7 protein-coding genes are annotated in these 11,823 nt (G+C 65.3%); 3 read left to right on the forward strand and 4 right to left on the reverse strand.

The window, feature by feature from the left end:
• The first annotated feature begins 24 nt into the window (after positions 1–24).
• Positions 25–2,736 carry a DNA mismatch repair protein MutS gene (mutS, locus tag BM348_RS02435; protein ID WP_092901478.1) on the forward strand — a complete coding sequence of 904 codons (2,712 nt, stop codon included), beginning with the start codon at positions 25–27 and terminating at the stop codon, positions 2,734–2,736.
• Positions 2,729–5,053: a DNA mismatch repair endonuclease MutL gene (mutL, locus tag BM348_RS02440; RefSeq protein WP_092901481.1), complete on the forward strand. Its 2,325-nt coding sequence runs from the start codon at positions 2,729–2,731 to the stop codon at positions 5,051–5,053. Before mutS ends, mutL begins: the two co-directional genes overlap by 8 nt.
• Positions 5,054–5,168: 115 nt before the next feature.
• On the opposite strand, the gene BM348_RS02445 is transcribed toward mutL, so the two are convergent.
• Positions 5,169–5,987 carry a CheR family methyltransferase gene (locus BM348_RS02445; RefSeq protein WP_092901484.1) on the reverse strand — a complete coding sequence of 273 codons (819 nt, stop codon included), beginning with the start codon at positions 5,985–5,987 and terminating at the stop codon, positions 5,169–5,171.
• A gap of 235 nt (positions 5,988–6,222) precedes the next feature.
• Here BM348_RS02445 and BM348_RS02450 point away from each other — a divergent pair, with 235 nt between their 5' ends.
• A complete protein-coding gene (locus BM348_RS02450) occupies positions 6,223–6,468 on the forward strand; it encodes a DUF7385 family protein (protein WP_092901487.1) in 246 nt (81 codons plus the stop codon).
• Between the two features lie 40 nt (positions 6,469–6,508).
• Here the strand turns inward: BM348_RS02450 and BM348_RS02455 are convergent, their stop codons facing one another.
• From BM348_RS02455 to BM348_RS02465, 3 genes are all read right to left on the reverse strand, one after another.
• Complete coding sequence (locus tag BM348_RS02455) at positions 6,509–8,023, reverse strand: sulfatase-like hydrolase/transferase (RefSeq protein WP_092901490.1); 1,515 nt, start codon at positions 8,021–8,023, stop codon at positions 6,509–6,511.
• Between the two features lie 122 nt (positions 8,024–8,145).
• Positions 8,146–9,951, reverse strand: a complete 1,806-nt coding sequence (locus tag BM348_RS02460) for an ABC transporter ATP-binding protein (RefSeq protein ID WP_092901493.1) — start codon at positions 9,949–9,951, stop codon at positions 8,146–8,148.
• A 131-nt stretch (positions 9,952–10,082) separates the two neighbouring features.
• Positions 10,083–11,600: a sugar transferase gene (locus BM348_RS02465; protein WP_092901496.1), complete on the reverse strand. Its 1,518-nt coding sequence runs from the start codon at positions 11,598–11,600 to the stop codon at positions 10,083–10,085.
• Positions 11,601–11,823 lie beyond the last annotated feature (223 nt).

The raw sequence follows: 11,823 nt of genomic DNA on the forward strand, positions 1-11,823 counted from the left end.
GCGGTGGAAGGACAGTCCCCGTGTATGACAGAGGCGACGGGTATCGTCGGCGAGTTTCTCTCGCTCAAGGAGACCACCGACGCCGAGGTGCTGGCGATGCAGTGTGGCGACTTCTACGAGTTCTTCGATGCTGACGCCGAACTCGTGGCCGAGGAACTCGACCTCAAACTCTCACAGAAGTCCTCCCACGGGTCGTCGTACCCGATGGCCGGCGTGCCGCTCGACGACCTGACGCCCTACCTCAAGGCGCTCGTCGAGCGCGGCTACCGCGTTGCCGTCGCCGACCAGTACGAGACCGACGACGGGCACGCACGCGAAATCGTTCGCGTCGTGACCCCCGGGACGCTCCTCGAGACGAGCGACGCCGACGCCCAGTATCTCGCGGCCGTCGTCGAGGACGGTTCCGACGGCGCTCACGCCGATACCCCATCGTACGGCCTGGCGTTCGCGGACGTCACGACGGGACGCTTCCTCGTCGCGGCCGGCGAGGACAGGGCCGACACGCTGACCGAACTCTATCGGTTCGATCCCGTCGAGGTGCTGCCGGGGCCCGCGGTTCGAAACGACGATGAACTCGTCCAGCAGATTCGCGAGCGGACCGACGCGACGCTGACCCTCCACGAGGCCGAGTCGTTCGCCCCGAAACGCGCCGAACACGTCGTTCGCGAGCAGTTCGGGCGCGAACCGCTCGAGGGCCTCGACGTTCCCCGGCCCGCGATTTCGGCGGCGGGATCGATCCTCTCGTACGTCGAGGAGACCGGAGCCGGCGTACTCGCGTCGATGACCCGGATCGCGACTCACCACAGCGACGACCACGTGACCCTCGACGGGACGACCCAGCGCAACCTCGAGCTCACGGAGACGATGCAGGGCGACCGCGAGGGGTCGCTGTTCGCGACCGTCGACCGCACCGAGACGAGCGCCGGCGGCCGGCTGCTAAAGGAGTGGCTCCAGCGACCGCGCAGGTCGCTGTCGGTCCTCGAGGAGCGCCAGCGAAGCGTCGGGGCGCTCGCCTCGGCCGCGCTGGCTCGCGACGAACTCCGCGAGGTGCTCGGAGCCGCCTACGACCTCGAGCGACTGGCCTCGAAGGCGACCCACGGGAGCGCCGACGCGCAGGACCTGGTCGCGGTTCGAGAGACCCTCGGGGTGCTGCCACAGATTGCCGACGTGATCGACTCGGACGCGGAGTTAGGCGAGTCACCGCTCGCGTCGATCGTCGACCGGCCGGATCGAACGGCGGTCGCCGACCTCCGGGAGATGCTCGAGGAAGCGATCGCAGCGGACCCACCATCGACGGTGACCCAGGGCGGCCTGCTCCAGCGGGGCTACCACGAGGAACTCGACGAGGTGATCGACCGCCACGAGGAGGTCCGACGGTGGCTCAAGAACCTCGCCGACCGCGAGAAGCGCCAACACGGCCTGAGCCACGTCACCGTCGACCGGAACAAGACCGACGGCTACTACATTCAGGTGGGCAAGTCGGTCGCCGACGCGGTGCCCGACCACTACGAGCAGATCAAGACGCTAAAAAATTCGAAGCGGTTCACGACCCCGGAACTCGAGGAGAAAGAACGCGAAGTGTTGCGACTCGAGGAGCGACGGGGCGAGTTGGAGTACGAACTCTTCGAGCAACTCCGCGAGGACGTCGCCGCGGAGGCGGCGCTCCTGCAGGACGTCGGGCGAGCGCTCGCGACGGTCGACGCGCTCTCGAGCCTGGCGACCCACGCCGCCGAAAACGGCTGGGTTCAGCCCGACCTGCGCCGGGACGGCGACCTCGAGATCGATCAGGGCCGCCACCCCGTCGTCGAACAGACGACCGAGTTCGTGCCAAACGACGTGCGGATGACCGACGACCGGGGCTTTCTGGTCGTCACGGGTCCGAACATGTCCGGGAAATCGACGTATATGCGCCAGGTCGCCTGCATCGTCCTGCTCGCGCAGGTCGGCAGCTTCGTGCCCGCTCGAGAGGCCGAGATCGGGCTGGTCGACGGCATCTTCACCCGCGTCGGGGCCCTCGACGAGTTGGCACAGGGGCGCTCGACGTTCATGGTCGAGATGAGCGAGCTCTCGAACATCCTCCACACCGCGACCGAGGAGTCGCTGGTGATTTTGGACGAGGTGGGTCGGGGTACCGCGACCTACGACGGCATCTCGATCGCGTGGTCGGCGACCGAGTACCTGCACAACGAGATTCGGGCGAAGACGCTCTTTGCGACGCACTATCACGAACTGACCGGACTCGCCGAGCACCTGCCGCGGGTCGCGAACGTCCACGTCGCGGCGGACGAACGCGACGGCGACGTGACCTTTCTCCGAACGGTTCGGGACGGCCCGACGGACCGCTCCTATGGCATCCACGTCGCCGACCTCGCCGGGGTTCCGGACCCCGTCGTCGACCGGGCGCGGGACGTGCTCGGACGCCTGCGTGAGGAGAAGGCCATCGAGGCGAAAGGCGACGGCTCCTCGGAGCCGGTCCAGGCCGTCTTCGACCTCTCGAGTGGCACGATGGAACGCTCGGCGACGACCGACGGCGGCGAGGCCGCGTCGAAATCGGGTGCCCGGGCCAGTCTCGAGACGGCGGTGAGTAGCGAGACGGACGCCGACCGCGAAACCGGACTCGAGCCCGAGAAAGCCGACGTGCTCGCGGATCTCGAGGAGGTAGACGTGAACGAAACGTCACCCGTCGAGTTGCTCTCGAAGGTACAGGAGTGGCAACGGAGGCTCGAGGATGAGTGACGAAAACGGCGCTGACGACCGCGCTCCCGACGGCCGCGAGGTCGATTCTGACGCCCGCGACACCAACTCCGGCAGCCACGAAATCCGCGAACTCGACGAGGACACCGTCGCGCGCATCGCCGCGGGCGAGGTCGTCGAGCGACCCGCGAGCGCGGTGAAAGAACTCCTCGAGAACAGCCTCGACGCCGATGCATCGCGGATCGACATCGCCGTCGAGGACGGCGGGACGGAGCTGATCCGGGTCGCCGACGACGGCCGTGGGATGACCGAATCGGCGGTCCGGGCGGCGGTCCGCCAGCACACGACCAGCAAGATCGACGGCCTCGAGGACCTCGAGTCCGGCGTCGCGACGCTCGGATTCCGCGGCGAAGCGTTGCACACGATCGGGTCGGTGTCCCGGCTGACCGTGGAGACGCGACCTCGAGCCGACGGCGACGGAACCGGTCGGGACGAAGCGGCCGGGGCGGGCACGAAACTCGTCTACGAAGGCGGTGAGGTCACCGCCGTCGAGCCGACGGGCTGTCCGGAGGGAACCACCGTCGAGGTGGCGGACCTGTTCTACAACACGCCCGCCCGCCGGAAGTTCTTAAACACGACGGCGACGGAGTTCGCCCACGTCAATCGCGTCGTCACCCGCTACGCGCTGGCTAATCCCGACGTCGCTATCTCGCTGACCCACGACGACCGCGAGGTCTTCGCGACGACGGGCCAGGGCGACCTGCAGGAGGCGATCCTCTCGGTGTACGGCCGCGAGGTCGCGAAGGCGATGATCCCCGTCGAGGCCGACGGCGACGAACTCCCCGTCGGCCCGCTCGAGTCCGTGACGGGGCTCGTCTCCCACCCCGAGACGACCCGCTCGAGCCGGGACTACCTCGCAACGTACGTCAACGGCCGGGCGGTCACCTCCGACGCCATCCGGGAGGGGATCATGGGCGCCTACGGTACGCAACTCGGCAGCGATCGCTACCCCTTTGTCGTGCTCTTTCTCGAGGTGCCAGGCGAGGCCGTCGACGTGAACGTTCACCCGCGCAAGCGCGAGGTTCGCTTCGACGACGACGATGCGGTGCGCAGAGCGGTCGATTCGGCCGTCGAATCCGCGCTCCTCGAGCACGGTTTGCTCCGCTCGAGCGCGCCGCGGGGCCGTTCTGCGCCGCGCGAAACCCGAATCGAGCCGGATCGGTCTGGCGGGGGATATGGCGAACCAAACGAGCACGAATCGGGGCGAGCGCTCGAGACCGACGCCGCCGGGGAGAACGCGGACGAAACGAGCGACGGCGAGGTGACTCGAGGACCGAACGCGAAGTCGGAATCGGCTCGAGCGACGAACGCGCGGTCTGATTCGACGGTTCGGTCGGAGACGAGCGCGGAATCGACGGCGAACGCGGAGACGGCTGGCGACGACTCCACGACGGCGCGCGGTTCCGATCGCTCGGCGGCGACGGCTCGAACGCAACGAACCTCGAGAACCGAGGACGACGCGACGGAGTCCGTCACAACGCACGCGGGGGTGGACGCCGCGAGCGAAGAGACGCAGTCATCCGAGCGTCCCGATCCGATCGAGTCGGGCTCCGAAACCGCTTCCGAAACTGGGTCGGCCGGATTGGGTGGCGGGCGGAGCGGCGACCTCGAGCCCGCGCGCAAGTTCTCGGGCGACACCGAACAGCGGACGCTCGCGGGCGAGGCCGCGACCGGCGAGGAGGCGTCGTTCGATACCCTTCCTAACCTTCGGGTTCTCGGGCAGTTACGGGAGACCTACCTCGTCTGTGAAACCGCCGACGGGCTCGCACTGGTCGATCAGCACGCAGCGGACGAACGCGTGAACTACGAACGGCTTCAGGAGGCCTTCGCCGACGATTCGACGGCGCAGGCACTCGCCTCGCCGGTCGAACTCGAGCTCACGGCGGCCGAAGCCGAGGCGTTCGAACACTACCGCGAGGCGCTCGAGCGCCTCGGCTTTTACGCCGACCGGACCGACGACAGGACGGTGGCCGTGACGACCGTCCCCGCGGTGCTCGAGAAGACCCTCGAGCCGAGCCGGCTGCGCGACGTGCTGGCGTCGTTCGTCGAGGGCGACCGCGAGGCCGGCTCCGAGACGGTCGACGCGCTGGCCGACGACTTCCTCGGCGATCTGGCGTGTTACCCCTCGATCACCGGCAACACGTCGCTGACCGAGGGATCCGTTCTCGAGTTGCTCGAGGCGCTCGACGCCTGCGAGAACCCCTACGCCTGCCCGCACGGCCGCCCGGTGATCGTTCGCTTCGACGAAGCCGAGATCGAGGACCGGTTCGAGCGGGACTATCCGGGCCACGGCGGCTGATCTCGAGTGCGGGGACCTCGAACGCGCTCGGAACGTGCTACTAGCACGTCTCCACGAGGCGGATACGATTCCGCGTCGGTGGGTGGAAGTTACGATGCTGATCGCTGGGAGGAGATTACGATTCCGCGTCGCCGGGATACTGGTAGGTCTTATCGCCCGCGTTCACCGAGTCGAACTCCGTTCGCATCCCGATCGGGATCGTCTCGGACTTGCCGATGACCATGTAGCCGCCGTCGACGAGCGAGTCCCGAATCGTCTCGAAGATCGGCGTCTTGTGCTCGTCGTTGATGTAGATGAGAATGTTCCGACAGACGACCATGTCGAAGCCGGACTTCGATCTGCCGTTGATCAGGTCGTGGCGTTCGAACTCGACGGGTTCTCGAATCGTCTCGGCGACTTTGACGGAGTCTTCCCGCTTCGTGATGTACTGGGTCGGGCGCTCGAGAAAGTCCAGTTGGCTCGAAACGTCGTCGGTCTGGAGGTCCTGATAGACGCCGCCGCGGGCCGTCTCGAGGGCGTCCTCGCTGATGTCGGTCGCGAGGATACTGATGCGGGAGTCGTCGATTTCCCGGTCGCTGTGGGCGAGCATCGACAGCGAGTAGGGCTCGCGGCCGTCCGCACACGCCGCGCTCCAGATGCGGACCGAGGACTTTTCGGCGGTCAGTTTCCGGAGGAGCGCCTGAATCCCCTCCCAGACGCTCGGATTCCGAAAGAAGCCGGTGACGTTGATGCTCAGGGCGTCGAGCAGTTCCGCCTGTTCGGCTTCGTCGCGTTTCAGTAGCGAGTAATACTCTCCGTAGGAGTCGGAGTTCGTCCGACGCATGCGAGAGGAGACGCGCCGGTCGAGGTAGCGTTCGTTGTAGTAACTCGTCGCGAAGGACAGTTCCTCCTCGACGAACCTGAGAATCGGCTGAATAGTATCTGATGTACTCATAGCACGCGATGCGAGACGTATCGACCCATGTAACCGGTGGCCTTATACGTACCGGCAACCGGAAAGTACGACGATATTACACGTTCTCGAGCGGAACGGACGACGGGGAAGGGATGGTCACTCGAGTGGAGCGTGATTTCGCCACACGAACGTCGGCGTGCCATCTATCATCCAGTGTGGGTCCCGCCAGCAGTGACACTCAAATGGGTTCGCCGGGACGTACACTGTGAACGATATGGGACGGATCGACATCACCGGCGGCTTCAGCATTCACGACTACCGGGCGAAACTGAAGCTCTTACACGACGACGGAGAGACGCGAACGCTCGAGAACCGCGCGGAACTGGGCTGTCCCGCCTGCGGGCGGGCGTTTGATCGGCTGTTCGTCACCGAAGACGCGACGGCGTCGTTCGACACACCACCCGAACGGCCGTTCTGTCTCGCCCGAACGGAGGCGAAGCTGCTGTTGATGACACACTGAGTTGGGAGATCCAGCGGTGCTCGACGACCGATGCTGGGGCCTACTCGAGCGTCTTGGGAACCCACGCCCGGTTCGGATCGTCGGTTTCCGCCATCCACTCGACCAGTCGGTCGCTCATCTCCGCTCGAACCTCCTCGTAGGCCGGATGCTCGATCAAATTGTGGAGTTCCGCCGGGTCCGCCTCGAGGTCGTACAGTTCGTTCGCGTCGGGGCCGTTGTAGACGAACTTGTACCGATCCGTGCGGACCATCCGCTGGGTGTAGAGACCGAACTCGTCGCCGTGGTACTGGGCGTACACTGAGTCCGGCCACTCTGTGCGGTGATCTCGCTCGCGTTCGCGCTCGGGGTCCCCCTCGAGCAGCGGGACGAGACTCCGCGCGTGAAACGAGTCGGGAACCGACACGTCGCCGATCTCGAGGAACGTCGCCGCCAGATCGTGGAGCATGACGGGTTCCTGGCAGACCGACCCGCCCTCGACGACGCCCGGCCAGCGGACCTGCAATGGGATGTGGTAGGTGTCGTCGTACATCAGCGGCCCCTTGTTGAACTGCCGGTGTGACCCCGCGAAATCGCCGTGGTCGGACGCGTGGACGACCACCGTCTCCTCGGCCAGTCCCGCCCGTTCGAGCGCCGCGAGGATCCGCTCGAGCTGGTCGTCGATCAGACTGACGAACCCCCAGTACTTCGCGATGGCCTCGGCCCACAGCTCCCAGTCGAAGTCGGCAACGCCGCGGTACTCGAGGTACTGTTTCTGAACTCGCGGCTTCCCGTCGTAGGTCTCGGCGTAGCTCGCCGGCGGTTCGATTTCCGCGGGGTCGTACATCGACGCGTAGGGCTCGGGGACGACGTAGGGGTGGTGCGGGCCGTAGAAATCTGCCCGGTGGAAAAACGGACGGTCACCGTCGGCTTCGATCCCAGCGTGTTCTCGCTCGCCGCTACCGTCCTCGTCCGCGTGGGCTTCGATCGCCTCGATCGTCCGCTCCGCGAGAAACCAGGCGCGCGTATCTTCGACGTCGACCGGCGTCTTCGCGGCCACGAACGTCCCCTCGCTACCGTCTCGCGGATCGTCGCCGGTGTAGATGGCCTCCTCGAGTTCGACGTCGTCTTCGGGAACGCCGCGTTCGTCGCGGTAGGCACGAAACGCCTCGTCGATGTCGTCGTGGTGTCTGTCGCTGCCACCGAGATACGAGAAACCGAAGTCGTCCGGGGTGGCGTCGCGCCCGACGTGCCACTTTCCGGTGTAGGTCAGCTCGTAGCCGGCATCCGCGAGCAGTTCCGAGAAGGTCGGCAGTTCAGTCGGTAGGTTCGGCTGGATGGCGTCCGCTTCGTGGCAGTTGTTGAGCATCCCGTGACCGTGGGGAAAGAGGCCGGTCAGCAGCGACGCGCGCGCGCTCGAGCAGATGCTGATCGGCGTGAACGCCCGCTCGAAGCGCATCCCTTCACTCGAGAGTCGGTCCATCGTCGGCGTCTCGACCGGCGGTCCGTCGGGCGCGCTACAGTCGTAGCGCTCCTGATCGGTGAGAACGAGCAAGACGTTCGGCGGTGTCTCGGCCATCCGACCGGCTACACCGCACGACCAGTTAACGCTTGCACCGGATCGACTCGAGGACGGGACGCCCGTCGGCTATCGCTCTCGTGACCCCGTCTCGGCCCCCGATCCCGTATCCGGGTCTCGTCTCATCGGCGGCCCTGTACGGCGTAGAGATCGGCGTACTCCCCGTCGTTTTCGACGAGTTCGTCGTGCGAGCCGACTTCCGTGACGACGCCGTCGTCGAGCGTGTAGATGCGGTCCGCGTTCTGGACGGTCGAGAGGCGGTGGGCGACGGTGACGACGATGTACTCTCGATCCATCGTCTCGAATCCGCGCTGTACCTCTCGTTCTAAGTTCGTGTCCAGATCGCTCGTCGCTTCGTCCAAAAGCAACACGTCGACGTCGTCTATGAGCGCTCGAGCGATGGCGACGCGCTGTTTCTGGCCGCCGGAGAGGCGGACGCCGTCGTCGCCGACGGACGTGTCGTAGCCGTTCGGGAGGTCCTCGAGGAACTCGTCCACCCGCGCGAGTTCGCAGGCTCGGTCGATCTCGGCATCCGTGGCGTCCCTGTCGGCGATCGTCAGGTTGTACCGGAGCGTGTCGTCGAAGATGTACGGGTCTTGGCTGACGACCGCGATCCGGTCGCGCCAGGCCGAAATGTCCATCTCCCCGATCGGGACGCCGTTCGCCCTGATCTCGCCGCCGGTCGGCTCGTACATGCGCGAGAGCAGGGAGACGACGGTCGACTTTCCGGCCCCGGACTGTCCGACGAACGCCACGAACTCCCCTCGCTCGACGGCGAAGTCCACTTCCTTCAGCACGTCGGTCTCGCCGTCGTACGAGAAGGTGACGTCGGTTGCGGTGATCGACTCGACCCGGTCTGGAACCGCGCGTTCGGCGGTGTCCGGTTCGGCGTTCTGGGCGAGATCGCGCGTGAACTGGCGGGTCCGCACTAGGTGGGGGAGGTCGTGGCCGATCCGGTAGAACAGCTCGTTCGCCCGACTCGCCTTCGGCCCCAGCCTGAACATCGCGAACAGAAAGAGCCCGAGCGAGCTGAGCGTCAGGTCGACGTAGGTGAGCGAGACGTAAATGAGCGCGAACACGGACACCGCGACGGTCAGCTGATAGAAGTTGTTGATCGCGGCCTGATTTCGCCGGAGCTTGATTCGTGCGCTCGTATACTGCTCGACTGAGTCGACGAAATCCCCGTACAACTCGTCGACGAGCCCGAAGATCCGGCTCTCTCGCATCCCCTGAATGCCGGCCTGGGCGGTTTGCTGGCGCCGTTCGTTCGCGTCCGCGACCCTGTCGCCGATGTCGCCGTCCGGCTCGATGACGACTCGCAGTAACAGCGTCACGCTCCCGAGAACGGCGACGGTAAGTACCGTCAGACGGGGCGAGATGACGAACGCGATGAGTCCGTAGACGGCCCCGAGAAACGATTGCTCGAGGAACAACACCAGCCGCCGAATAACCTGTCCCGCGTGAAACGTCTGGGTGATGATCGCGTTCAGCGTGTCGTCGGACCCGACGTCGTCTACGTACGCGATCTCGGCCTCGAACGCGTTCGCGAACGCCTCCGTCTGGAGGTCTCGTATGTAAGACATCCGGAGGATTTCGCGGAGCCACGCCACGAGAAAACTCGCCGCGAACCGTATCGTCATGACGACGGCGACGCCGATCACCGCCGTCCCCAGTGTCAGCGGAACGTTCACGGTCTGATACACCGTCGCGAACGCGCCGAGGTTTCCGCTCTGTCCGGGCTGGCCGCCTGACTGGACCAGCTCGATGATCGGCAGCAAGAAGCTCAGCCCCACTCCCTCCAACACGGCGGCGACGATTCCGACGCCTACGATCAGTACCGTGAGTCGCGGGTCGTACTTGAGAACGCTGATCAGGGCGTCGATCTTCTCTCGTCTCGACGCGGTCGGCGTATCGACATCTGCTACCATGGTCTCGAGGGGATAGTTCGTACAACATCACTTCCGAGACTGGCGTATAAATCCATCTATTTCAGAATCTATCCGATATTATCGTCCGAATGTTATTGTTTAGGCTCGCCGAATGATATGCCAGGTTCGTTTCACCGTCCGTTTTCGCGACCGATTCGTTTCGAAACCCCCGAAACGAGTAGCGAGAGCGCGTCGCGGAGCACTCGCCCGACCTGTCGCGTAACGATTTTCGCGTCGAGCCAGAGCGATTGGGTCTCGATGTACGCCAGATCGTATCGCAGTTTCGTTCTGGGGGTCTCGCTCGAGGCGTCGTTCACCTGTGCGAGTCCGGTCAGGCCCGGCTTTACGAACCACCGTTTCTTCCACGTTCGAACCTCCTCCTCGAGGAGTCGTTCCTCTTCGGTCCAGGCCGCTCGCGGTCCGACGACGCTCATCCTCCCGGTGAGGATGGCCCAGAGCTGCGGCAGTTCGTCGAGGTGCGTTTTCCGAAGGACCCACCCGACCCGCGTGATGCGGTCGCGAGGCTGGCCGGGCGTCGCAGATTCGCTCTCCGGGAGCATGCTCCGGAACTTGTAGACCTGGAACGTGTCGCCGAACTGTGTCGTTCGCTCCTGAGTGTAGAAGACTGGACCGGGGCTGTCGAGTTTCACGGCGGCGGCGACGACGACCATCACCGGGAGCGCACAGAGGAGCCCGAGCCCGGCGAAACACAGATCGAACAGCCGCTTTCCGACACGACTTCGAAACCCCCATGGCTGCAGGTCGATCCCGACGAGGTTCGAACGCGCGTCCGTGCCGGCCCGCTCGTCTTCTACCAGCACGCTCCGGTCGTGTTCCGCGAGCGTCTCGACCTCGACGTTGTGACGGTGACACGCCTCGAGAACGCCGAAGAACTCGTTTCGGTCGGCTCGGGGAAGGGCCGGAATGACGGTTCCGACGGTCGACTGCGCCAGGATTTCCTCGAGCGCTGCGCGATCGCTCAGTCGGTCGAAGTTCGCCAGTTCGGGCACCGACCGCTCGACGCCCCCGTCGGTACTGATTCGGTTCGTCCGCCCGTCCTCGCCCGAGCGGACCGACGTGTACGTGTAGCCGACGACGGGTTTCGTCGTCGCCCGCATCGCGGCCTCGATCTGGCTCGGATCGGTGCCGACGATCAGCGTTCCCTCGGTTCGGTTGCGCAGGAAGCGCTGGAGGCCGACGAACCAAAGCGACAGCGAGAGAGCCAGAAACCCGATCGAGAGCGCGAGCGTCTTCGGTGGGAGACGAACTGCGAACCCGACGTAGCCGATCGTCCCCAGAACGAGGCCGACGAGGGCGAGCGATCGAAGTGTCGTTCGAACCGTCTCGAGAACGCGCCGCGACTTCGGTTTGCACAGCGGCGCCATTCCGGCGACCGCCACGGCGACCACCACTCCGAGCGCCAGTAGCGGTTCGGCGCTGGCGACGGACTGTTCGGACGGTCCGCTCGTCGGTGAGAGGTCCCTGTCGAGTACTGCCCGAATCAGGGGGGTATTTACGAGGAGAAAACAAAGCACCGTTATCGTAGCCGTACCCGTGACGGCGAGCGCGCGATAGGCGGTTTTCGGATGCACGCCACTCTCTTCCCCCCCAATCGTCACCGACGATTGCGACTGTGCGTCCGCGGTCATTGGAGGTTTTAGGCATACCTAAAATAAAAGTGTGCAGGTTTCGTCGTCGCGAGCCGAAATGTCGAGAGAGTTACGTTTCCGTCCGATAATTCGCCGTGTCCGTCGGTTCAGGTCCCACGACCGTTTCACGATAGATAGCGACCAGCACCCGTTCGGGCGCGATGTTCGTATCGACGTCCCCTCGGTATAGTCAGGGTTATCTTCGTGTGAAGTGTCTCACACT

The organism is Halostagnicola kamekurae, from assembly GCF_900116205.1.
In the GTDB taxonomy this organism is placed as follows: Archaea; Halobacteriota; Halobacteria; order Halobacteriales; family Natrialbaceae; genus Halostagnicola; species Halostagnicola kamekurae.